This is a genomic window from Mycobacterium sp. TY814, from assembly GCF_030755175.1.
Classification (GTDB): Bacteria; Actinomycetota; Actinomycetes; order Mycobacteriales; family Mycobacteriaceae; genus Mycobacterium.
In genome coordinates this window covers 2,238,880-2,260,832 of the sequence record NZ_JAUFRY010000001.1, presented here as the reverse complement: position 1 = coordinate 2,260,832, position 21,953 = coordinate 2,238,880, and the positions used below count along the sequence as shown (strand labels likewise).

The following is a 21,953-nucleotide window of genomic DNA, read 5'->3' as shown; positions in this document are numbered from 1 at the left end:
GGGGCTCAGCCGTTGGTGCGCCACCACTGGTAGAGCGAGGAGGTGTCGCCGCCCGATGCCCGCACGAAGGCCAGCACGTTCTTGGCGTCCACGGTCCAGATGACCTCGGCCTTACCGTCATCGGTCCCGCAGGCCACCTGGCCGGCTGAGTCGGTGGAGCTGCCCTGGTGCCACACGGTCGGCGACTTCGCGTCGCCGCAATTCGTAAGCGTGTCGCTGCCAATGAGTTTGGTGAATGCGCTGGCGAGGTCGGCGCTGTTGGGGAACTGGAAGTACTTCGCCGAGGCCGGTCCGCTGCTGTCGGAGTTCTGCCCGCAGGCCAGTACCGCCTGCACCGTCGGGAACGCCGACTGCACCTCGGAAACCGCTTGTGAGGCACAGTTACTGGAGGAGTAGCCCTTCGACAGCGAGCCGGCGAAGGCGTCGGTGGGGTCGGCGGACGCGGTGGCGACGCCCGTGCAGGCGAAACCACCGACGAGTGCCGCGGTGGTGACGCCCCGCAGCGCGTTCTTCAAATAGGTCATTTTCCAGCTCCTTCAGGGTTGTAGGAAATGCTCCGCAGACACACTGGAAGTCTCTGCGGCCGAACGAATATCAGCCGTTGGTGCGCCACCATTGGTAGAGCGCCTGCACGTCGGTGTTGGATCCCCGGATGTAGCTCAGCACATTCTTGGCGTCGGTGGTCCAGATGATCTCGGCGGCACCCTGATAGGTCCCACAGGCGACCTGTCCGGCAGTGGCGCCCGCGCTGCCGGTGTGCCACGTGGTGGGCGACTGTCCGCTGTCGCCGCAGGCGGTCAGGCTTTCGTCCTTGATGCTGGCGGTGAAACCGCCGTTGAGGTCACCGGTGTTGTTGTACAGCAGGTAAGTCGCCTTGACCGGACCGGCGGCGTCGGCGTTCTGTCCGCAGTTGATGGCGGCCAGCACACCCGCGGGAGGCTCTTTGGCGGTGCAGTTGCTCATCGAGTAGCCCTTTGACAGGGAGCCGGCGAGTGTGTCATTCGGGTCGGCATTCGCCGTGGCGGTGCCTAGCCAGGCAAAGCCGCCCATGAGGGCTGCTGCCGTGGCGGCGCGCAGCACCGTGTTGAGGTGAGACAACTCCTTGGCTCCTTACACGTCGGCGGACCGACACCTGCGACTGCTTTGATATCGGTGAGTGTATTTCTCAAACTCGCCATAGAACAGGGCTTTCATGCCAATTGGCATCGTAGAGCTATGCCCCGGAAACCCAATACATTCCGTCGGCAATTGTCTGTGTGGGCACCGATCAATACCGGCGCCGGAAGATCCGGCGGCCACTCATACGGCTGGGCGCCGCGGCCGGAAATCACGCTCTAGCAAGGGGTTTGACGCCGCTACCGGGGCACCGCAGCACCGTGCCGGCGCGACCGCCGGGACGGCGCCGGAGGTGCCCCAAAAGCAATTTCAGATTGGTGATGCCGTCGAGACTGCTCTCCGGTATGGTAAGCCTCGCTTCACGCCAGCTAACTATTTCGATCTGGAGAATCCATGACACAACCACCGCCTCCCGGTTACCCGCCGCAGCAGCCGCCGGCAGGCCAGCAGCCCGACAACTACCTGGTCTGGTCGATCCTTGCGACGCTGTTCTGCTGTCTGCCTCTTGGGATCGTGGCGATCGTCAAGTCGACGCAGGTCAGTGGTTTGTGGGCGCAGGGTCAGTACGCCGAGGCACAGGCGGCGGCAGACAGCGCCAAGAAGTTCGTGAAGTACTCCGTGATCGCCGGCGTGGTCGGCGCCGTCATCTACGGCGTCATCATCGCGCTGGGTGCGATGAACACCGACACCAGCTCGGCGGCCATGATGATGGTCGACGCACTGAGCCTGGGCTGATCCGATGGTGACCCGCCAAGGGTCGGTGCCCGCGAAACTGGGTGCGCGATTGAGCGCCCCAGTGTTCGTGGCCGCAGCCTCGGCTGTGGCGTGCGCCGGCATTTGGCTGGGTGACCCGACGACCCCGAACGGTCCGCTGCCAACCTGCCCCACCAAAGCGCTGCTGGGTATCGACTGCCCGGGATGCGGCAGCATGCGAATGCTGTACAGCCTCATGCACGGTGATGTGTTGGCGGCCGCCAAGTTCAACGCGCTCGGCCTGGTGGCCGTCGGACTCCTGGTCTGGGCGTACCTGGCGTGGACGTACGGCCGGCTGGCCGGCCGGCGGATCCGGGGTTGGCAGCACAATCGCTGGGCCGCCATCGTGACCCTGTCGCTGGTGGTGGCCTGGTTTGTGGTGCGAAATCTGCCCTTTGCCCCATTCAGCGCGCTGTACGTGTGAGATTGCCTGCCGCGCCTCTGGTCTAACGTGGGCGCAATGGTGCACAAAACGAAGATGATTACGGCGGTGCTGGCGGCCGTTGCGATCGTCGCATTCCTGGCGGTGGGCTGCGGGCGGGGGTCCAACCAGGCCGGGTCCGGCGGAGGCGGGCAGGCGGCGGGCGAGTTCGCGAACACGATCCGCAACAAAGTCACCACCGACGCGATGATGGCGCACCTGACCAAGCTGCAGGACATCGCCAATGCGAACAACGGCACGCGTGCGGTGGGCACTCCGGGCTATGAGGCCAGCGTCGACTATGTCGTCGAGACGTTGCGCAAGAGCGGTTTTGACGTGCAGACACCTGAGTTCTCGGCTCGGGTCTTCCACTCCGAAAAGGGTTCGGTGTCAGCCGGCGACCTGACCGCGGACGCGCGGGCACTGGAATACAGCCTCGGCACCTCCGAGGCCGGCGTGACGGGGCCGCTGCTGTTCGCGCCCCCCGGCGACAGCCCTGGTTGCGCGCCGGCCGACTACGACAAGCTGCCGACGCGAGACGCGGTGGTGGTTGTCGATCGTGGCGGCTGCCAGTTCGCGCAGAAGGAAGACGCGGCCGCCCAGCGCGGCGCGGCAGCCCTGATCGTCGTCGACAACGTCGACGAGCAGTCGATGGGCGGCACGCTCGGAGCAAACACCGAGGTGAAGATTCCGGTGGTCAGTGTCACCAAATCGGTTGGCTTCCAGCTACGCTCCAAGTCCGGCCCGGCGACGATCAAACTGGCCGCGAACACGCAGAGCTTCAAGGCCCGGAACGTGATCGCGCAGACCAAGACCGGATCACCGACCGACGTGGTGATGGCCGGCGCACATTTGGACAGCGTGCCGGAGGGCCCAGGCATCAACGACAACGGGTCGGGGGTGGCGGCGATCCTGGAAACCGCTGTGCAACTTGGCAATTCGCCGCAGGTACACAATGCGGTGCGGTTCGGTTTCTGGGGCGCCGAAGAGCTGGGGCTGATCGGATCCCGCAACTACGTCGAATCGCTGGACGTCGAGGGCCTCAAGAACATCGCGCTGTACCTGAACTTCGACATGCTGGCTTCGCCTAATCCCGGGTATTTCACCTATGACGGGGACCAGTCGCTGCCGATGGACCAGCGTGGCCAGCCGGTGGTGCCCGAGGGGTCGGCCGGTATCGAGCGCACCCTCGTCGCCTACCTGAAGCAGGCTGGAAAGACCGCCCAGGACACCTCTTTCGACGGCCGCTCCGACTACGACGGGTTCACGCTGGCGGGCATCCCGTCGGGTGGGCTGTTTTCCGGCGCCGAGGTCAAGATGTCCCAGGACCAGGCCAAGCTGTGGGGCGGCAAGGCGGACGAGCCGTTCGACCCCAACTATCACCAGAAGGGCGACAATCTCGAGCACATCGACCGGACGTCGCTGGGCATCCAGGGTGGCGGCGTCGCCTATGTCGTGGCGGTCTACGCCCAGGATCTGGGCGGGCGCAACGGTGTTCCGGTCATGGAAGACCGGGTGCGGCACGTGCTCGCCAAGCCATGACACGTTCGCTCGCTGTCCTGCTTCTGGCGTTTCTCATTGCAGCGTGCACGACGACTCGCCCGACGGCGCACCAGCCGGCCGCCGCGCCCGACCCCGGGCGTTCGCTGGCTGCGAAGGTGACCACGGAAGGCATGTTCGTCCACCTGCGCGCGCTGCAGCAGATCGCCGACGCGAACAAGGGGAACCGGACGACGGGCACACCGGGATATGACGCGAGCGTCGACTATGTGGTGAAAGCATTGCGTGCCAAGGGGTTCGACGTTTCCACGCCGCAGTTCGAGCGAATCCGCAACGTGTCCGAGGGCAAGCCGGCCGTGACGGTCGGCGGCCGCGCTTTTGCTGTGGACCAGGCTTCACTGCTGGTGCGCACACCGCCCGGCGGCTTGACCGGCCAGCCGGTGCGCCCCAGCCAAGCGGCCGGCTGTACGGCCGCAGACTATGCGGCGGCGTTGCCCAAAGACGCGATCGCCGTCGTCGACGACACCCGCTGCTCGGTGGTCGACAAGCAGAACGCCGCGGTGGCCAAGGGCGCTGCAGCGGTGATCGTGACCAGCCAGCCCACCGGTCAGGGGGCGCCTGCCACCCTGTTCAACGCCGGCTACTACAACCAACTGACGGTGCCGGTCGCGGTGGTGGGTGCCAACGGGGCGGCCGCGCTGGCGCGCTCGGGCGCGTCGGTGCGGTTGGTGCTGGATGCGGAGAATGTCAAGATCGTCTCGCGAAACGTCGTGGCCCAGACCAAAACCGGGTCGGCCCATGAGGTGGTGATGGTCGGCACCCATCTGGACAGCCCGGCTGACAGTCCGGGCATCAACAACGCCGGTTCCGGAGTGGCCGCGGTGCTGGAGACCGCGCTACAGCTGGGCCCGCTGCCGCCGGTCTCCAACGCGGTGCGGTTCGCGTTCTGGGGTGCTGCGGAGAACGGACTCAACGGTTCGATGGATTACGTGTTCGGGCTGGACAACGACGCGCTCAACGACATCGCCCTGTACCTCAACTTCGACATGCTGGGATCGCCCAACCCCGGATTCTTCACCGACGACGGTGACCAGTCCGGCCCGGCCGGGACGGGCGTTGCGTCGTCGGACATTCCAGAAGGGTCAGCCGGAATCGAGCGCACCCTGGCCGGCTACTTGAACCTGGCCGGAAAACGGCCGGCCGACATGCCGCTGAACACCAGGACCGACTACCACCCGTTCCTGGTCGCCGGTGTGCCGGTGGGAGGCATGAACACCGGTGCCTCCCAGACGAAAACGACGGTGCAGGCACGGCTGTGGGGCGGACAGCCGGGCGCCGCGTTCGATCCCAATTATCAGGGCCCCCGCGACACCGTCGACGCAATCAACCGCGACGCGCTGGCCGTGATGGGGTCCGGGGTGGCATTCGCGGTCGGCACCTATGCGGAGTCGATCGGGGGCGTCAACGGCGTGACCCCGCACGACAAACGCCATCGGACCCGGGTTTCCTGAGTAGAGTGTGCTGCGGGCTCAGGCCAGATCACCGCAGACGAGAGCGTCATTTCGCGTAGGAGGTTTCCTGTGACGGATCAACCGCCGGGCTATCCGCCGCCACCGGGTGACTACCCGCCGCCGGGCGGATACCAGCCTGGGGGCGGATACCAGCCGCCGGGCGGATACCCGCCGCCGCAGGGTTACGGCTATCCGGCACCGGGTTACGGCTACCCCCCGCCGCCGTCGAGCACCACCAACCCGATGGCCATCGCGTCGCTGGTGTCCTCCCTGGTGGGCTGGGTCTGCGGCATCGGGCCGATCCTCGGCATCGTGTTCGGTCTGATCGCACTGAACCAGATCAAGCAGACCGGGCAGGGCGGGCGCGGGCTGGCGCTGGCCGGCACCATCATCGGTGGGGTCGGGGTGGCGATCATGCTGCTCTACTTCTTCCTGGCGATCGTCCTCACGGCGTCGAATTCCGGCAATGCACAGGACGCGGCGATACTGATCGACCTTGGGCGGCAAGCATTCTCGGGGCCAGTCCCGGCATAGGAAGCGTCGCGGCACCAAGTGCCGGTTATCGGGTTGCGGCCCATTTAGAATGAGTTTCGGTGCAGGCGGCGGACGGGGTTGATCGGATGAAATTGCGCTCGCGCAGGGTGGTCGCGTCGGCACGGGCCCTGACGGCTTGTCTGTCCGCGGTGCTGGTGGTGGCCGGCTGTACCACCATGGTCACCGGACGCGCGGTGTCGATCCTCAACGATCCGTTCCGGGTGGGCGGGCTGCCGGCCACCGATGGGCCCAGCGGGGCCAAACCGAATGGACCGGCACCGACAGGCACCGTGCTGAACACCAACAACGGGCCCATCGACAAGTTGTCCCTGCTGTCGATCAACGACATCGAGGAGTACTGGCAGAACAACTACACCGCACCGCTGCAAGGGTCGTTCAAGCCCGTCGACAAGTTGGTGTCGTATGACTCCAACGACCCGAACAGCCCCATCGTCTGCCACAACGAGACCTACGACCTCGTCAACGCCTTCTTCACCTCCCGGTGCAACATGATCGCCTGGGACCGCGGCGTATTCATGGCGGTCGCCCAGAAGTACTTCGGCGACATGTCGGTGAACGGCGTGCTGGCCCACGAGTTCGGGCACGCGCTGCAGACCATGGCCAAGCTGGTCACCAGGAAAGACCCGACCATCGTTCGCGAGCAGCAGGCCGACTGCTTCGCCGGCGTCTACATGTACAACGTGGCCTCCGGTAAGTCGCCACGCTTCAACATCAGCACCGCCGACGGTCTCGACCATGTCCTCGCGGGGATCATCACGACGCGTGACCCGGTAATGGACGCCGACTCCCAGAACGATGACGAGCACGGCTCCGCACTGGACCGGGTCAGCGCCTTCCAGATGGGCTTCATCACGGGCACCTCGGCTTGCGCGGCGATCAACAAGGCCGAAGTCGAGCAACGACGCGGCGATCTTCCGACCGCGCTGCGGTTGGACACCGGTGGAAACCCGGAGACCGGCGAGGTGGAGATCACCGAAGACACCCTCAAGACCTTGATGGAGTTGATGGGCAAGATCTTCTCGCCCAAAAGTCCGCCCACGCTCGTCTTGAAGGCCGGCGGCTGCTCGGACGCCAAGCCCAGCCCGCCGGCGTCCTACTGCCCGGCCACCAACACGATCAGCGTGGATCTGCCCGCGCTGGCGACGATGGGCAAAGTAGCCGGAGAGAAGGAACACAGCCTGCCGCAGGGCGACGACACCGCGCTGTCGATCGTGATGTCCCGGTACGCGCTGGCGGTGCAGCACGAGCGCGGGCAGGCGATGCAGAGCCCGTGGACCGCGCTGCGCACGGCCTGCCTCACCGGCTTCGCGCACCGCAAGATGGCGTCGAACATCGAGTTGCCGTCCGGCAATTCGCTGGTACTGACGGCGGGTGACCTCGACGAAGCCGTAGCGGGGCTGCTCACCAACCACATCGTCGCCAGCGACGCTGACGGCATCAGCGTCCCCGCCGGCTTCACCCGGATCGCGGCGTTCCGCGCCGGGGTGGGTGGCGGCGAGATGGACGGGTGCTTCTCCCGCTACCCGGGCTGATCAGCGTCAAGCGATCTCGGGATGCGGCACGTGGTGTTGTGGCTCGGCATCCTCGGGGCTCGTCTGCTCACTGCGGGCCCACTGCGCCACGAACCAGGCCACCAGCATCGCTCCGACCGCCACCGTGGGGATCGCCCACACCCGCCTGACCAGCATGGCACTGCCGCACTGGGACGCCGCGCCGCCGTCGTCGGCGCGTGCCAGGGACAGGTGGACACCGAGTCCGTTACCGCAGTCGATCTGCATGCCGTAGCCGTCGAAGCGGTCCAGGTAGACCGGAAACCACAGCGCCGCCAGGCCGATGAGCCCGAGGGCCAGGCCGGCGGCACCGATGAGCAGCTGGCGTCGGCTCACAACGTCTCCCCGAAGATGTTAATGAGTGATGTGCGGCGAAGGCATGGTTGCTGATTGATAAGCCCGATGGCCAGCAGCTGGACCAACCATCGGACCACCCCTCAATAGGGGGCTATGTTAATCCAGATTCCGGCGCTCGGGTAGTTTTCGCTGGTTTGGGGCGGTGTGATTCCGGCTAAAGTGAGGCGGTGTCCGGCCCGTCGAGCGCTGCGCCCGAAGTCCGCCGGCGGCCGAAAGACCGCAAGGCCCAGATCGCCCGCGCCTCGGCCGAGGCGTTCAGCGCCCAGGGCTACCACGCCGTCAGCATGGAGACCATCGCCGCCAAGGTCGGGGTGTCCGCTCCCGCTCTGTACCGCCACTACGCGGGCAAGTACGACCTGTTCCGGGAGGCGGTGCTGACACTGAGCCGCCAACTGGTCGATGCCACCGACCTCGGCCACGACGCCGATCAAGACCCGCGGCTCACGCAGGAGCGGATCATCGCCGGACTCATCGACGCAGCCCTGGACAACCGCGCGTCCGGTGGCCTGTACCGCTGGCAGGCGCGTTACCTGCGCGCGGAGGACCAAGCCGAGCTGACCGAGCAGCTGAAGCTGATCAACCGCCGGATTCAGCAGCCGCTGAAGACGATTCGTCCGGAACTGCGGTCAGACCAGCGGTGGCTGTTGTCGGCCGGTGTGCTCAGCGTGATCGGCAGCATCGTCGACCACTCGGAGCGGCTGCCGGCCGATCAGATCCGGGCACTGTTCGGCGCGGCGGCGTCCGCGGTCCTCGCCGCCGAACTCCCGCAGCCGCACGACGTCGTTCCGCGGGCCGCGTCCTGGCGACTCTTCACCGAGGATGCCGGCGTCTACGAAGCGCTGCTGCACGCGTCGATGATGCTGTTCACAGAGCGCGGCTATGCCGAGACCAGCATGGCTCAGATCGCCAAGGCGGCGGGTGTGCCGGTGTCCGGGATCTACCGGTACTTCTCCGGCAAATGCGAGATCCTGGCGACCGGATTACGCCGGGCGGCCGACCGGGTTTCCGCTCAGTTGTCGCCGGTGGTCGGTGCGCTGACCGAACCGCGGCACGCCCTGACGCTGCTGATCGAGGCGTACGTGGCGACGTCGTTCGCCAACCCCGAACTGGGCGCCGTCTACTACACCGAGCGGACCAACCTGACGCCCGCCGATCAGCTGCTGCTGCACAACGTACAGCTGTCGACCATCGATTCGTGGGTCCGGCTGATGACGGCCGACCGGCCGTCGCTGCGCCCGGCGCAGGCGCGGTTCCTGGTACACGCCGCGATGGCGCTGGTGGTGGACCTGGGCCGGATGGGTGAGTCGGCCTACCTGCAAGCGTGCGTGCGGAAGCTGATGGAGATCACGCTTTTCGGCCCGGAGAGTGCAGCAGACGAAGCGCCGCGTCGACCGCAAGGGCGGGGACGTCGAGGCTCTTCGAGCCGAGATCGTGCCGGGCGCCGGTGATTTCGACGATCTCGGTGGGCGCCGGGATCAGTGCCGCGGCGGCACGCAGTTCGGTGATGGTCCCGAACGGATCGGAGGTGCCGTGGGTGAAAACTGTGGGCACCGTGATGCGGGGCAGGTGCTCGGTGCGGGAGCGCTCCGGCTTGCCCGGAGGGTGAACCGGGTAAGAGAACAGCGTCAGCACGTCAACCGGGACTTCCAGGGCGGCCACCACCATCGAGGTCTGCCGGCCGCCGTAGGAGTGTCCTCCGGCGATCAGCGGTCCGCCGGCCAGGGTGCGGCACAACTCGATCGCCTCGACGATGCCGGCCTGGTCGGCCATCGCCGAACCTGACGGCGGGCCCTTGGGGCGGCGCCGGCGGTAGGGCAGGTTGTAGCGCACCGCCAGCCAGCCCCGCCGTGCCCACTCGTCGCAAATTCGTTGCAGCAGAGCGGAATCCCGGTTTCCGCCGGCCCCATGGGTCAAGACCGCCACGCCGAGCGGTGTGCCGGCTGGTTCGTGGGCGATGCCGTCGATGTCGTTGACGTTCATGAGTGCAGCCGGAACAGGGGCGACACCGGGCCGTGCCCGCCGCCCAACGGATAAGCGGCTCGCAGGCATTCGGTCACCCAGTGCTTCCCGAAGGCGACCGCGTCGGGCATCTGGTGTCCGTGCGCCAGCGCACAGGCGATCGCCGCCGCCAGGGTGTCGCCGCCGCCGTGGTCGTTGCCGGTGGGCAGTCGTTGCGTGTCGAATTCGTAGAAGTCCACGCCGTCGTAGAGCAGGTCGCGACTGCGCTCCGACGATCGCAGGTGCCCGCCTTTCACCAGGGTCCAGCGCGGGCCCAGGGCGTGCAGTGCTTGGGCGGCCGCGCGCTGGGAATCGGTGTCGATGACGTCGATATCGACCAGCAGTTTCACTTCGTCCAGATTGGGTGTCACCAGGGTGGCCATCGGAAACAGTTGAGTGCGAAGCGAATCCAGTGCGGAGGCGGCAAGCAGCGGGTCTCCGTGCATGGACGCACATACCGGGTCGACGACCAGGGGCATGGTCAGGCCCAGCCCGCGCCAGGTGCGCGCCACCGCTTCGATGATGGCCGACGACGCCAGCATTCCGGTCTTGGCGGCCTGAATGCCGATGTCGGTGACCACCGCTTCGATCTGCGCGGCCACCACGTCGTCAGGGGTTTCGTGAAAACTCTTGACGCCCAATGTGTTCTGGACGGTGACCGCGGTGACGGCAACGCAGGCATGCAGGCCGAGCAGCGCGATGGTGCGCATGTCGGCCTGGATGCCGGCACCTCCGCCGGAATCCGATCCGGCGATGGTCAGCACCCGCAGCGGCGTCGTTCCCGGCGGCGCCAGGGGCAGGAAAGTCACTGGGTGAGCGGGAGATACACCCGGTTGCCGTGCTCGGCGAATTCACGCGACTTCTCGGCCATGCCGGTGGCCAGCATCGCCTCGACGTCCTCTTCTGTTTCCAGCCCGTGCTTGGCGGCGAAGTCCCGCACGTCCTGGGTGATGCGCATCGAGCAGAACTTCGGCCCGCACATCGAGCAGAAGTGCGCGGTCTTGGCCGGCTCGGCGGGCAGCGTCTCGTCGTGGTACTCCCGGGCCGTGTCGGGGTCCAGGGACAAGGCGAACTGATCGTTCCAGCGGAACTCGAAACGCGCCTGCGACAACGCATTGTCGCGGTCCTGTGCGTGCGGGTGGCCCTTGGCCAGATCGCCGGCGTGTGCGGCGATCTTGTAGGCGATCACGCCGTCCTTGACGTCCTTGCGGTCCGGCAGACCCAGGTGCTCCTTAGGGGTGACGTAGCACAGCATTGCGGTGCCGGCCTGGGCGATGATGGCCGCGCCGATCGCCGACGTGATGTGGTCATAGGCCGGCGCGATATCCGTGGCCAGCGGGCCGAGGGTGTAGAAGGGAGCCTCCTCGCAGAGCTCCTCTTCCAGTCGCACGTTCTCGACGATCTTGTGCATCGGGACATGCCCGGGACCCTCGATCATCACCTGCACGCCATGGGCTTTCGCGATCTTGGTCAGCTCGCCCAGGGTGCGCAACTCGGCGAACTGCGCGGCGTCGTTGGCGTCGGCGATCGAGCCCGGCCGCAGGCCGTCGCCCAGGGAGAAGGTGACGTCGTACTGGGCCAGAATGTCGCAGAGTTCCTCGAAGTTGGTGTACAGGAACGACTCCCGGTGATGTGCCAGGCACCAGGCCGCCATGATGGAGCCGCCGCGCGACACGATGCCGGTGACCCGCTTGGCGGTCAGCGGGACGTAACGCAGCAGCACGCCGGCATGCACGGTCATGTAGTCGACGCCCTGCTCGCACTGCTCGATCACGGTGTCGCGGTACAGCTCCCAGGTCAGTTCGGTGGGGTCGCCATTGACCTTTTCCAGCGCCTGGTAGATCGGTACGGTGCCCACCGGTACGGGCGAGTTGCGCAGAATCCACTCGCGGGTCTCATGGATGTTCTTGCCGGTGGACAGGTCCATGATGGTGTCCGCGCCCCAGCGGGTCGCCCACACCATCTTGTCGACCTCCTCGGCGATCGAGGACGTGACGGCCGAGTTGCCGATGTTGGCGTTCACCTTGACCGCGAAGGCCTTGCCGATGATCATCGGCTCGCTTTCGGGGTGGTTGTGGTTGGCCGGGATGACGGCACGGCCGCGGGCGACCTCGTCACGCACCAGTTCCGCGGGCATGCCTTCGCGGGCGGCGATGAACGCCATCTCCGCGGTGATCTCCCCGGCCCGCGCACGCTGCAGCTGGGTGCCGCGGTCGCGCACCACACCCGGCCGCGGCGGCAGGCCGGCGTTCAGGTCGATGACGGCGTCCGAGTCGGTGTAAGGCCCGGACGTGTCGTAGAGATCGAAATGGTCACCGGTGGACAGGTGCACGCGCCGGAACGGGACGCGCATCCCGGCAACGCTTTCCGAGCCTTCCAGATCCCGGTAGACCTTGCTGCTGCCGGCAATCGGGCCGGTGGTTACGGACGGTGCTGACGGTTCAACGGTCACAGTCATCGCTATCTCCCTACGCCGGCATTACCCGGTCAGGTTCGTACGGTCGACGGCCCCAGCCGTCCTCTCAGCGCATAAGGGTTGCGCTCCCGCGTGAATTTTCGGTTGGATTCCCCCACGCTAGCGCAGGGCGGCGCACCCTGTCTTCAGGCGACCGCCGGAGCCCGGCGCGGAGGTCGCGCCGCCGCTGCCACCGGGAGCTGTGATCACCGACGACATGCGCTCACTGTCGCCGGGAAGAGTTGCGGACTTACCGCATGGTTATTGAACGGGCCTGGTCAGGTCGTCGCGCGGTAGCCGAAAGGTGAGGTGGCCGCGGCCGGGACGTGATGGGATGATGGCCGGGTGCAGAGCGATGGTCGCGAGCAGTCTGCCAGTCCTGTGCTGCCGGCCGGAGCCCGGCCCTACCTGAACGTCGGCAGCTTCCGGTTCTGGTTCGTCGGACAGCGCTGGGAGTGGTCCGACGAGATGGCCCGGATGCACGGGTACGAGCCGGACGCCGTGGAACCCACGACCAAGCTGCTGATGTCCCACAAGCATCCCGACGACCGCGCCCACGTGCAGGATCTGCTGGATTATGCGCTGCGGTCCGGGGAGCCGTTCTCGAGTCGGCACCGGTTCATCGACACCGCAGGCACGGTGCACGACGCGATCGTGGTGGCCGACCGGATGCTGGACGACAACGGGGCCGTGCTGGGCACCGCCGGTCATTACATCGACCTCACCAACAGCTTCGACCAGGCGCGTCAGGAGGTGCTCGACGACGCCCTGCCGGACCTGTTCGAGAACCGCGCGGCGATTGAGCAGGCCAAGGGTGTGCTGATGTACGTCTACCGGGTGAGTCCCGAGCAGGCCTTTCGGGTGCTGCAGTGGCGATCGCAGGAGACGAACACCAAACTGCGCGAGCTGGCCAAGCAGCTGCTGGATGAGGTCAGCTCCCTGGACCACCCGTCCACCGTCGCCCAGAGTCAGTTCGACCACCTGTTGCTCACGGTGCACGAGCGCATCCCTGAGGATTCCGCACGCTGACCCGGCGTTAGGCTCCACCTACCTGGGACGGGAAAGGTAGCGGATTCGGGCATCCGCACCTTAACCACCGGCCGAAATTTGACACATTTAGGCGGGTAACGAATGGAGTTGCTGGAGGTCGCGTATGAGTCGGGCGAGGAGGCGGTAATCGTGCTCGTCAAGGGCGACGTCGACTCCAGCACCGCTGATTACCTGCGCGATCAGTTGGCCGCTGCACTCGACGTCGCCAGGACGCACCCGCGGCGTCTGGTGATCGTCGACCTGCAGGCGGTGAACTTTTTCGGGAGCGCCGGATTGAACGCGGTGCTCGACTGCCACGAGGCGGGCCGGGCCGCCGGGACGGTGGTCCGGCTGGTGGCCGACCACCCGCAGGTGCTGCAGCCGATCCGGGTGACCGAGCTGGACCGAATCTTCGAGATCTATCCGACAGTGTCTGACGCGTTGCAACGATGAACCCTCTCTCGCTGCCGGCTGACCTCAAGACTGCGGTCACGCTCGGTGGCGAGATGGGGCGGAGATTCGCCGACTTCGATTGGGCCGCCCATCCGCTCGGTCCGCCGCGGGGATGGACGTCCGAGATACGCACAACGGTGGCCAATGCCCTCACGTCGGGGTCGCCCACCATCGTGTTTCTGCACGCAGCTGAGCTGTTCGTCTGGCACAACGACGCTTATCTCACGCTGCTGGGTGACGATCACCCCGGGGCGCTGGGCCAGACGGCCCGCGAATTGTGGCGGGACGAGTGGGATCAGATCGGCCCGATCCTCAATGGCGTTCTGTCAACCGGCGTCGCGACCTTGTCGCACGGCCTGATGCTGCCGGTTGTAGGTGGTTCGGCGGTGCGGCACTTCACGTTCGCCGTCAATCCGGTACTGGGCGGTGACGGAGCGGTCAGTGCGGTGACGGCCGCGGTCACCGGTGCGGCCGGCCCGGTTGCCCGGCAGCGCGCCGAGCAGTCGCCCGGCCTGCTGCAGCTGGACGCCGCGGTCCAGCGGGCAGACTCGATAGCCGCTCTGCTGGACGCGGTGTTGCGCTCCCCGTTCGCCAGCGGCGATGCCGCCGCCGCGGCGATCGGCGTGGTTGTCGACGGTGAGGACCATGTCCAGTTCGAATTCGGCGGGGCTCTGCCGGCCGAACTGCGCGACCGCTACCACGTTGCCAGGCTGGACAGTCCCCTGGTGGGCGTCGACGTCATCGTGACCGGCCAGCGGATGATCATCCCCGACACCCTTGATCTGCCCGCGCGCTACAGCCACGCGGTGAACGACACCGCGGGCAGCGTCCGGGCCTGTGTGGCGCACCCGTTGCGGGCCGGCAGCGGACGCGTGGTCGGCGTGCTCACCCTGTTGTGGCGCCAGCCGCGCCGCTTTGCGGACTCCGAGCTGGAGTTGTTCGCCCGAACCGCCGACATCACCCAGTCGGCGCTGGACCGGATCCGGCTGGCCTCGCGTGAACACCGCATCGCCGTGGACTTCCAGGAGCACCTGCTGGACCTGGACCGCGGGTCGACCGCCGCGGTGGTTGCGGCCGTCTACCAGCCGGCGGGCGAGGTGATGCGAGTGGGTGGTGACTGGTTCTCGGCCACCGCGCTCGACCATCCCGACCGGATCGGCATATCGGTGGGTGACGTGGTGGGCCACGGTCTGCCGGCGGCGATCGTGATGAGCAGGCTGCGCGCCGCGGTCACCGTGTCGGCGCTGACCGCCGCCGACCCGGCCAGTGTGCTGGGCGCCCTGGACCGTTATGCGCAGACCGTGGCCGGTGCACGTTGCGCCACCGTCGCCTACGCGGCCATCGACACCGGCGTGCAACCGGCGCGCATCAGCTATCTCTGTGCGGGACATCCGTATCCGTTGCTGGTCCGCCCGGAAGGCAGTCCCGTTTACCTGCAAGCGGGGCGCCGGGCGCCGGTGGCGACCAGTGCAGCGGGGGACACGGCGGTGACCGCGACCGCTGATCTGCCGCCGGGAAGTCTGATCCTGCTCTACACCGACGGTCTGATAGAGCGGGCCGGCGAGACGCTGCACGAAGGCTTCGAGCGACTCAGGGCCGCAGCAGCCGAGTGCGCCGACCTGCCCGTCGAATCAGTGTGCGCCGAGCTGCTGCGCCGGATGTCTCCGCCGGGCGGCTACCGCGACGACGTGGTGGTGCTCGCCGTGCGGCCGCGGCATGCGGGTAGCCGCAGTTTCGCCACGGTGGTGCCGGCCACCTCCGACCACGTTCCCGAGGTGCGGATCCGGCTGCGGGAGTGGCTGGTCACGACGGCCGGCGGCCGGGATGTCGGCCGGGCAGAGGAGATATTGCTGGCGGTGAGCGAAGCCGTCACCAACGCCATCGAGCACGGGAGCGGGGGCGAGGCCCGCAAAACGGTGTCGATCGAGGCGTTTCTGCGCCACGACGGGGTGTCGATCAGCGTCAGTGACTCCGGCCGCTGGGTAGGTGACTCGTCGGCCAGCCGGCGAAGCCGGCGGCGGGGCCGTGGGCTCACCCTGATCAGCGGCCTGGCCGACCAGGTGGAAACCGTGCGCACCGCCGGCGGAACCCGGGTGACGCTGCGCTTCGACAGTGCCCGCTGATTAATCGGCCTCTTCGAGCGCCTCGCCGATCTCCTCCAGGATCTGGTTGTGGTGATTACTGGCCAACAGGTGGCCGGTGCCGATCACCAGGGCGACGGGCCAGTCGATCAACTCGAAGGCGGTGAGGGCGATAAGCCCACCGAAATAGGCCAGCTGCTCGGGTGGCGGCACCGTCACCCGCCCCACGATTGGCAGGTTGACCGCAAAGGTGTGTGCCGACCGGATCCGGTCCACAGCCTCTCGCTGCGGAGTGTGCCGGCGTTCTTTCTTTTCCGCCATCATTTGCCTTTCGGTAACGTCGGATTTGCCATCCTGCCGGTTGGTGCGGTCACCGTCGGAGATATGACGACGACAGAACACCCGACCGACCCGCTCGCTGCGTCGTTCGCGGTGTTGCTGAGGGGGCCGCTAACCGAACTTTATGCGCTGTTGTGGCGTGTTGGCGTGCTGGAGGTCGGGACGGCCGAGCGGCGGCAGCCGCGGCTGGTCGCCGCGCAGCCGACGTACCGCCGGGCAACCGGTTGATGAGCTGAATCGACGCCTCGCCAGTTGGTGCTACGCAGGGTCAGTTGGTGCTGCGCAGGGTCAGTTGGTGCTGCGCAGGCCGGTGGGGCCGGCCCGGCGGCCCGCCGTCTTCTTCGCCGCCGTTTTCGCGGGAGCTTTCTTGGCCGGCGGCTCGTCGGGGACCGGCGCGAGCTTGGCCTTCGCCGGCTGCGCGGCCTGGACCGGCGGCTCGGGTGAGTGACTGAGCTTCCGGAGCAGCAGAGCGCCGCCGCCCACGGCCAACAGGATCGGCCATTCCACCAGACCTGCCGCGCCGATCGCGCCGATGGCCAGCGCCGCCGCCGGCGTGGACTTGCTTCCGGTGCTGAGGCCCTGCTGGATGCCCTCCGCGGCGCCCTTGACGCCGCCGACGATGCCGTTGACGGCTGCCCCGCCGACTGCCCCGGCGGCGGACGTTGTCGCCGTCGCGGCGCGACTCACCGTTCGCCCCACGCCCCGCAGCGCTTGATCGACGACACCCATGATGCCTCCCTGCCCTCAGTTTCTCCTGTTTGTATACCCCCCTACCGCCCGCATGACCAGAGATTCTCAGCTGCTACGCAGGTCCACGAGCACCGGTGCGTGGTCGCTGGGCGCTTTCCCCTTGCGTTCGTCGCGCACGATCTGCGCATCCACCACCCGGGCAGCCAACGCGGGTGAGCCGAGGATGAAGTCGATCCGCATGCCCTGCCTTTTCGGAAAGCGCAGCTGGGTGTAGTCCCAGTAGGTGTACACCCCCGGTCCCGGGGTGAAAGGCCGCACCAGGTCAGTGAATTGGGCGTCGACGATCGCGTTGAACGCCTGTCGCTCCGGTTCGGAGACGTGCGTGCAGCCCTGGTAGAACTCGGTGCTCCAGACGTCCTCGTCGGTGGGTGCGATGTTCCAGTCGCCGACCAGCGCGATGGGCGCCGACGGATCCGTGCGCAGCCAGCTTTCGGCCGTATTGCGAAGTGCAGCAAGCCATTCCAGCTTGTAGGCGTAATGCGGATCGTCCAGCGCACGGCCGTTGGGCACGTACAGGCTCCATACCCGGACGCCGCCGCAGGTGGCGCCCACGGCCCGGGCCTCGGACGCCGCGGCCACGTCGGGCTTGCCGCTCCAGGCCGGTTGACCGTCGAACCCGACCTGCACGTCCTGAAGTCCGACGCGGGACGCGATCGCCACGCCGTTCCACTGGTTGAAACCGACGTGTGCCACCTCGTAGCCGCGCTCGATCAGTGGCAGCGCGGGGAATTGGGTGTCCGAGCACTTGGTCTCCTGCATCGCCAGCACGTCGACCTCGGCGCGATCGAGCCAGTCGACGACGCGGTCCAGGCGGGTGCGGATCGAGTTCACGTTCCAGGTGGCCAGCCGCAAGACTTCGGACATGAGGTGAGTCTCCTATCAGTGGCGCGGGTCAGGGGCGGACGAGGTAGCGGCGGCGATGGTGCAGCCGGAAGCCTGATTGCACTGCTGCGGAGGTGGATTCGGCTTCCGGAAGGCATATGTACTCCGGGGCCTCCGCTGTCGTGTTGCGGACCAGGAGCTGCTCGACGAGCTCGCAGACCAGGCCCGGGGGCGGTGACAGTAGGCGGTCGGGGATCAGCAGTCGCGGGGTCAGTCCGCGTTGGTCGTACCAGTCGAAGATCTCCGCTATGGTGCCGGAGTGAGCCGAAATGTCAAGTGGCACTGCGGAATTACCGGCCAGGTTGGGGCCGTGTGCGCGCAGTAGCCAGCCCTCCAGCCACTGTTGCTCGGTACCGGGTGCATCCGTCGCAGCGGTGCACTCGAGCCGGCGGATGTCGGCGGTGCGGACCGGCGCGCCGGTCAGCACGCGTAGTGCCGTGACATCGGCCGGGGCGACCTCGACCACGGCGCCGGACTTGGTCTGCACCCGCACCGTCGGGTCGGTGGCCAACAGGTGGCCCACCGCGTCCGTCAGTGGCGGCACCGACCCGGGGGGCCGGCGGTACCGCACCGTCACCCGCGTACCGAGGGCCGGCCACGAGAACATCAGTGACCGAACGGGTCGGGTCCCTCGCCCGGCAGCCAGGACAGGCCGGGAATACCCCAGCCGTGCGACTTGATGGCCCGTTTGGCAGCCCGGGCGTGCCGGCCGATCAGGCAGTCGACGTAGAGAAAACCGTCCAGGTGTCCGGTCTCGTGCTGCAGCATGCGGGCGAACAGGCCGGTGCCCTCGATGGAGATTGGCTTTCCGTCGCCGTCCAGGCCGGTGACCCGGGCCCAGTCGGCACGTCCGGTGGGGAAGGACTCGCCCGGAACCGACAGGCACCCCTCGTCGTCGTCGTGGCCGGCGGACGGCATCGTCTCGGGGATCTCGGAGGTTTCCAGTACCGGATTGACCACGACCCCGCGGCGGCGGTTGGTCAGCCCGCGGTCGTCGGAGCAGTCGTAGACGAACACCCGCAGCCCGAAGCCGATCTGGTTGGCGGCCAGGCCGACGCCGTGGGCGGCGTCCATCGTGTCGTACATGTCCTTGATCAGCGTGGGCAGATCGGCCGGGAGCGATCCGTCGGCGCCGACCGTGATCGGCGTTGTCGGGTTGTGCAAGACGGGATCGCCCACGATGCGGATGGGTACGACGGCCATGGTCGGCTAGCTTAAGGCGTGCGATCGGCACGGTCCGGAACGGGCCGCGCGGCAAGTGTGACCAATCCGACGGGGGCGGGACCGTCGAGCCCGTCTGCCAGGCATCCTGGAACGCGGAGAGGCCGCGTATTCCAAAGCAACTCGGCCGACGCGCGGGTCTGGTTTCCGGCCCAGCAGAATGCGGCGTGTTTCAATAATCGCCGGAGAATGCCCCCGATCTAGGTCAGGTCATTCGATTCAATCGAGTTTTCGCCGGAAGGGTCCAGGGGAAGCGATATGGACAGCGCCATGGCGCGGGCAAATCGATCGGGGGACAACGCTGAGGTCGCCGATGGGCTGACCCGTCGCGAACACGACATCCTGGCGTTCGAACGTCAGTGGTGGAAGTTCGCGGGCGTCAAAGAGGACGCCATCAAAGAGCTGTTCTCGATGTCGGCGACGCGCTACTACCAGGTCCTCAACGCGCTCGTCGACCGCCCGGAGGCGTTGGCGGCCGACCCGATGCTGGTGAAGCGGCTGAGGCGGCTGCGGGCCAGCCGTCAGAAGGCCCGCGCGGCCCGCCGACTCGGCTTCGAGGTGACCTGACGGCCCCCCGGCTACAGTGGGCTCGATGAACGAGCGCGTACCCGACTCTTCCGGGCTTCCCCTGCGGGCCATGGTGATGGTGCTTTTGTTCCTGGGCGTCATCTTCCTGCTGCTCGGCTGGCAGGCCCTGGACTCCTCGGGGAAGTCCGACGACGACGCATCGCCGGTCAGCACGGTGTCGGTCACCACGGCGCCATCCTCGTCGACCAGCGCCAAGCCGGCAGCCGCCAACGAGGCCGAGGTGCGGGTGTACAACATCTCGTCGAAGGAAGGCATCGCCAAGTCGACGGCCGACGAGCTCAAGGCCGCCGGGTTCAAGGTGACCGAGGTGACCAACCTCTCCGTTTCCGACGTCACGGCGACCACCGTCTACTACGGCGAAGAGAGTGAGAAGGCTACCGCCGACGCGGTGGGCAAGAAGCTGGGAGCGCCGGTGGAAAAGCGGATCTCGGCACTTTCCGACCAGCCGCCGGGCGTCATCGTTTTGGTGATGGGTTGACGCTGATTCCAGACCGTCGCCACGCTAGGCTCTCCGCTATGCCTAAGCCTGCCGGTTTGAAAGTCGCAGCCGTAACGTCTGTCGCTCTGCTGAGCGCCTGCTCCTCTCCCCAGCACGCTACGACGACTCCGGGTACGACCCCGTCGGTCTGGACGGGATCCTCGGCGCCGTCGACCTCCGGTCATCAGGAGGCGACGCCCAGTCCGCAGGCGGGCGCGTCGGCCCAGATGCTGATGACGGTGCTGAAGGGTCCCGACGGCGCGCAGATCGCCACGGCGAAGTTCGAGTTCGGCAACGGCTACGCCACCGTGACGGTCGCGACGACCGGCACCGGCGCGCTCTCGCCCGGCTTCCACGGCATGCACCTGCACAAGGTGGGCAAGTGTGAGGCCAACTCCGTGGCCCCCAACGGTGGCGCACCCGGCGACTTCCTGTCCGCGGGTGGGCACCTGCAGCTGCCCGGAGGACCCAGTGGCCACTCCAGCGGTGACCTGCCGCCGCTGCAGGTGCGCAAGGACGGCTCGGGCATGCTGGTGACCACCACGGACGCCTTCACCATGGACGACCTGACCTCCGGAGCCAAGACCGCGATCATCATCCATGCCGGCGCCGACAACTTCGCGAACATCCCGGCCGATCGTTACAAGCAGAACGACGGAACGCCCGGTCCTGACGAGACGACGATGACAACCGGTGACGCCGGCAAGCGGGTGGCGTGCGGTGTCATTGGATCCGGGTAAGGGCCCGGTCAACGGTCTGGGGAACCTGCCCACCAGCAGGGCGCGCAGCCACATCGACTTCGCTCGTTCGCCACGGCCCACCGTGGGTGTGGAGTGGGAGTTCGCACTCGTCGACGCCGGCACCCGGGACCTGAGCAACGAGGCAACCGCGGTCATCGCCGAGATCGGTGAAAACCCGCGCGTTCACAAGGAATTGCTGCGCAACACGGTCGAAGTGGTCAGCGGCATCTGCGAGAACGCCGCCGAGGCGATGCAGGACCTGCGCAACACTCTGGGCCCGGCCCGCCGGATCGTGCGCGACCGCGGCATGGAGTTGTTCTGCGCCGGCACCCACCCGTTCGCGCAGTGGTCCAACCAGAAGCTCACCGACGCACCGCGTTACGCCGAGCTTATTAAGCGCACCCAGTGGTGGGGCCGGCAGATGCTGATCTGGGGCGTGCACGTGCACGTCGGGATCTCCTCGGCCAACAAGGTCATGCCCATCATGTCGTCCCTGCTCAACCAGTACCCCCACCTGCTGGCGCTGTCGGCGTCGTCGCCGTGGTGGGGCGGAGAGGACACCGGCTACGCGAGCAATCGGTCGATGATGTTCCAGCAGCTGCCCACCGCTGGGCTGCCGTTCCAATTTCAGAAATGGTCTGAGTTCGAGGGCTTCGTCTACGACCAGAAGAAGACCGGGATCATCGACCACGTCGACGAAGTCCGTTGGGACGTAAGGCCGTCCCCGCATCTGGGCACGCTCGAGGTGCGGATCTGCGACGGCGTGTCCAATCTGCGGGAGCTGGGCGCGCTGGTCGCGTTGACGCACTGCCTGATCGTCGACCTGGACCGCCGCCTGGAGGCCGATCAGCCGCTGCCGACCATGCCGCCCTGGCATGTGCAGGAGAACAAGTGGCGCGCCGCCCGGTACGGGCTGGACGCGGTGATCATCCTGGATGCCGACAGCAACGAGCGGCTGGTCACCGAGGACCTCGATGACGTGCTGAATCGGTTGGAACCGATTGCCAAGTCGCTCAAGTGTTCTGACGAATTGGCGGCGGTGGCCGACATCCCGCGCCGCGGTGCGTCCTATCAACGGCAGCGGCGGGTGGCCGAGGAGCACGACGGCGATCTGCGATCGGTCGTCGACGCACTGGTGGCCGAGCTCGATATCTGACCCTCGCGAATTCGAGTGTT

Annotated in this window: 25 protein-coding genes, 1 pseudogene and 1 riboswitch; of the genes and pseudogenes, 15 read left to right on the top strand and 11 right to left on the bottom strand. The window is 67.2% G+C overall.

Translation table 11 applies throughout. The features are described from left to right. Nucleotides 1-5: 5 nt before the first annotated feature. Nucleotides 6-524: a serine/threonine protein kinase gene (locus tag QXH22_RS10060; protein ID WP_306242730.1), complete on the bottom strand. Its 519-nt coding sequence runs from the start codon at nucleotides 522-524 to the stop codon at nucleotides 6-8. Between the two features lie 70 nt (nucleotides 525-594). Then, nucleotides 595-1,098, bottom strand: a complete 504-nt coding sequence (locus QXH22_RS10055) for a serine/threonine protein kinase (RefSeq protein WP_306242729.1) — start codon at nucleotides 1,096-1,098, stop codon at nucleotides 595-597. A gap of 411 nt (nucleotides 1,099-1,509) precedes the next feature. Here QXH22_RS10055 and QXH22_RS10050 point away from each other — a divergent pair, with 411 nt between their 5' ends. From QXH22_RS10050 to QXH22_RS10025, 6 genes are all read left to right on the top strand, one after another. Then, a complete protein-coding gene (locus QXH22_RS10050) occupies nucleotides 1,510-1,851 on the top strand; it encodes a CD225/dispanin family protein (protein WP_055580426.1) in 342 nt (113 codons plus the stop codon). A gap of 4 nt (nucleotides 1,852-1,855) precedes the next feature. Continuing rightward, entirely contained in the window at nucleotides 1,856-2,293 is a 438-nt protein-coding gene (locus QXH22_RS10045) for a DUF2752 domain-containing protein (protein ID WP_306242726.1), read from the top strand. A gap of 36 nt (nucleotides 2,294-2,329) precedes the next feature. Next, nucleotides 2,330-3,832 (top strand): M28 family metallopeptidase, encoded by a 1,503-nt coding sequence (locus tag QXH22_RS10040; RefSeq protein ID WP_306275474.1) that lies wholly within the window; start codon nucleotides 2,330-2,332, stop codon nucleotides 3,830-3,832. Next, nucleotides 3,829-5,301 carry a M28 family peptidase gene (locus tag QXH22_RS10035; protein ID WP_306275473.1) on the top strand — a complete coding sequence of 491 codons (1,473 nt, stop codon included), beginning with the start codon at nucleotides 3,829-3,831 and terminating at the stop codon, nucleotides 5,299-5,301. Before QXH22_RS10040 ends, QXH22_RS10035 begins: the two co-directional genes overlap by 4 nt. 69 nt (nucleotides 5,302-5,370) lie before the next feature. Beyond that, entirely contained in the window at nucleotides 5,371-5,835 is a 465-nt protein-coding gene (locus QXH22_RS10030) for a DUF4190 domain-containing protein (protein WP_306275472.1), read from the top strand. 86 nt (nucleotides 5,836-5,921) lie between these two features. Further along, nucleotides 5,922-7,388: a peptidase gene (locus QXH22_RS10025; protein ID WP_306242717.1), complete on the top strand. Its 1,467-nt coding sequence runs from the start codon at nucleotides 5,922-5,924 to the stop codon at nucleotides 7,386-7,388. A 6-nt stretch (nucleotides 7,389-7,394) separates the two neighbouring features. Here QXH22_RS10025 and QXH22_RS10020 read toward each other — a convergent pair whose 3' ends face one another. Beyond that, nucleotides 7,395-7,742, bottom strand: a complete 348-nt coding sequence (locus tag QXH22_RS10020; RefSeq protein WP_306275471.1) for a hypothetical protein — start codon at nucleotides 7,740-7,742, stop codon at nucleotides 7,395-7,397. Between the two features lie 188 nt (nucleotides 7,743-7,930). Between QXH22_RS10020 and QXH22_RS10015 the strand changes: the two genes are divergently transcribed. Beyond that, nucleotides 7,931-9,211: a TetR/AcrR family transcriptional regulator gene (locus tag QXH22_RS10015; protein WP_306275470.1), complete on the top strand. Its 1,281-nt coding sequence runs from the start codon at nucleotides 7,931-7,933 to the stop codon at nucleotides 9,209-9,211. On the opposite strand, the gene QXH22_RS10010 is transcribed toward QXH22_RS10015, so the two are convergent. The 3 genes from QXH22_RS10010 to thiC form a co-directional block, all read right to left on the bottom strand. Further along, nucleotides 9,108-9,743: an alpha/beta family hydrolase gene (locus QXH22_RS10010; protein WP_306242711.1), complete on the bottom strand. Its 636-nt coding sequence runs from the start codon at nucleotides 9,741-9,743 to the stop codon at nucleotides 9,108-9,110. The genes QXH22_RS10015 and QXH22_RS10010 overlap by 104 nt on opposite strands. After that, a complete protein-coding gene (thiD, locus tag QXH22_RS10005) occupies nucleotides 9,740-10,570 on the bottom strand; it encodes a bifunctional hydroxymethylpyrimidine kinase/phosphomethylpyrimidine kinase (protein WP_306275469.1) in 831 nt (276 codons plus the stop codon). Before thiD ends, QXH22_RS10010 begins: the two co-directional genes overlap by 4 nt. Further along, nucleotides 10,567-12,219: a phosphomethylpyrimidine synthase ThiC gene (gene thiC / locus QXH22_RS10000; protein ID WP_306242707.1), complete on the bottom strand. Its 1,653-nt coding sequence runs from the start codon at nucleotides 12,217-12,219 to the stop codon at nucleotides 10,567-10,569. The genes thiD and thiC overlap by 4 nt, the downstream gene beginning before the upstream one ends. Then, nucleotides 12,210-12,319, bottom strand: a riboswitch (TPP riboswitch). It overlaps the preceding gene by 10 nt. A gap of 278 nt (nucleotides 12,320-12,597) precedes the next feature. Between thiC and QXH22_RS09995 the strand changes: the two genes are divergently transcribed. From QXH22_RS09995 to QXH22_RS09985, 3 genes are all read left to right on the top strand, one after another. Continuing rightward, nucleotides 12,598-13,245: a PAS and ANTAR domain-containing protein gene (locus tag QXH22_RS09995; RefSeq protein ID WP_306276006.1), complete on the top strand. Its 648-nt coding sequence runs from the start codon at nucleotides 12,598-12,600 to the stop codon at nucleotides 13,243-13,245. Between the two features lie 102 nt (nucleotides 13,246-13,347). Beyond that, nucleotides 13,348-13,698, top strand: a complete 351-nt coding sequence (locus tag QXH22_RS09990; protein ID WP_306275467.1) for an STAS domain-containing protein — start codon at nucleotides 13,348-13,350, stop codon at nucleotides 13,696-13,698. After that, the gene (locus tag QXH22_RS09985; protein WP_306275466.1) at nucleotides 13,695-15,821 is read left to right on the top strand and encodes a SpoIIE family protein phosphatase; all 2,127 of its coding nucleotides are present in this window, start codon (nucleotides 13,695-13,697) and stop codon (nucleotides 15,819-15,821) included. Before QXH22_RS09990 ends, QXH22_RS09985 begins: the two co-directional genes overlap by 4 nt. Here the strand turns inward: QXH22_RS09985 and QXH22_RS09980 are convergent, their stop codons facing one another. After that, nucleotides 15,822-16,103, bottom strand: a complete 282-nt coding sequence (locus QXH22_RS09980) for a hypothetical protein (protein WP_306242702.1) — start codon at nucleotides 16,101-16,103, stop codon at nucleotides 15,822-15,824. Between QXH22_RS09980 and QXH22_RS09975 the strand changes: the two genes are divergently transcribed. Further along, on the top strand, nucleotides 16,074-16,346 hold the full coding sequence (locus tag QXH22_RS09975) for an Rv1535 domain-containing protein (RefSeq protein WP_306242700.1): 273 nt from the start codon (nucleotides 16,074-16,076) through the stop codon (nucleotides 16,344-16,346). The two genes, QXH22_RS09980 and QXH22_RS09975, sit on opposite strands and share 30 nt — an antisense overlap. A gap of 60 nt (nucleotides 16,347-16,406) precedes the next feature. Here the strand turns inward: QXH22_RS09975 and QXH22_RS09970 are convergent, their stop codons facing one another. From QXH22_RS09970 to QXH22_RS09955, 4 genes and pseudogenes are all read right to left on the bottom strand, one after another. Continuing rightward, nucleotides 16,407-16,847, bottom strand: a complete 441-nt coding sequence (locus tag QXH22_RS09970) for a hypothetical protein (RefSeq protein WP_306242698.1) — start codon at nucleotides 16,845-16,847, stop codon at nucleotides 16,407-16,409. 66 nt (nucleotides 16,848-16,913) lie between these two features. Beyond that, entirely contained in the window at nucleotides 16,914-17,720 is an 807-nt protein-coding gene (locus tag QXH22_RS09965) for an exodeoxyribonuclease III (RefSeq protein WP_306244469.1), read from the bottom strand. 139 nt (nucleotides 17,721-17,859) lie between these two features. After that, a pseudogene (locus QXH22_RS09960) lies at nucleotides 17,860-18,357 on the bottom strand (GNAT family N-acetyltransferase); the annotation flags it as partial. Next, entirely contained in the window at nucleotides 18,357-18,953 is a 597-nt protein-coding gene (locus QXH22_RS09955; RefSeq protein ID WP_306242696.1) for a peptide deformylase, read from the bottom strand. The pseudogene QXH22_RS09960 and the gene QXH22_RS09955, both read right to left, overlap by 1 nt. A gap of 276 nt (nucleotides 18,954-19,229) precedes the next feature. Here QXH22_RS09955 and QXH22_RS09950 point away from each other — a divergent pair, with 276 nt between their 5' ends. Genes QXH22_RS09950 through QXH22_RS09935 form a run of 4 tightly spaced genes read left to right on the top strand, consistent with a single transcriptional unit; the run spans nucleotide 19,230 to nucleotide 21,933 of the window. Beyond that, on the top strand, nucleotides 19,230-19,538 hold the full coding sequence (locus tag QXH22_RS09950) for a DUF3263 domain-containing protein (RefSeq protein WP_306242694.1): 309 nt from the start codon (nucleotides 19,230-19,232) through the stop codon (nucleotides 19,536-19,538). Nucleotides 19,539-19,563: 25 nt separating this feature from the next. Further along, nucleotides 19,564-20,037 (top strand): LytR C-terminal domain-containing protein, encoded by a 474-nt coding sequence (locus QXH22_RS09945; RefSeq protein WP_306242692.1) that lies wholly within the window; start codon nucleotides 19,564-19,566, stop codon nucleotides 20,035-20,037. 38 nt (nucleotides 20,038-20,075) lie between these two features. Further along, a complete protein-coding gene (locus QXH22_RS09940; protein WP_306242690.1) occupies nucleotides 20,076-20,777 on the top strand; it encodes a superoxide dismutase family protein in 702 nt (233 codons plus the stop codon). A gap of 25 nt (nucleotides 20,778-20,802) precedes the next feature. Beyond that, on the top strand, nucleotides 20,803-21,933 hold the full coding sequence (locus tag QXH22_RS09935; RefSeq protein ID WP_306244467.1) for a glutamate--cysteine ligase: 1,131 nt from the start codon (nucleotides 20,803-20,805) through the stop codon (nucleotides 21,931-21,933). Nucleotides 21,934-21,953: the final 20 nt, after the last annotated feature.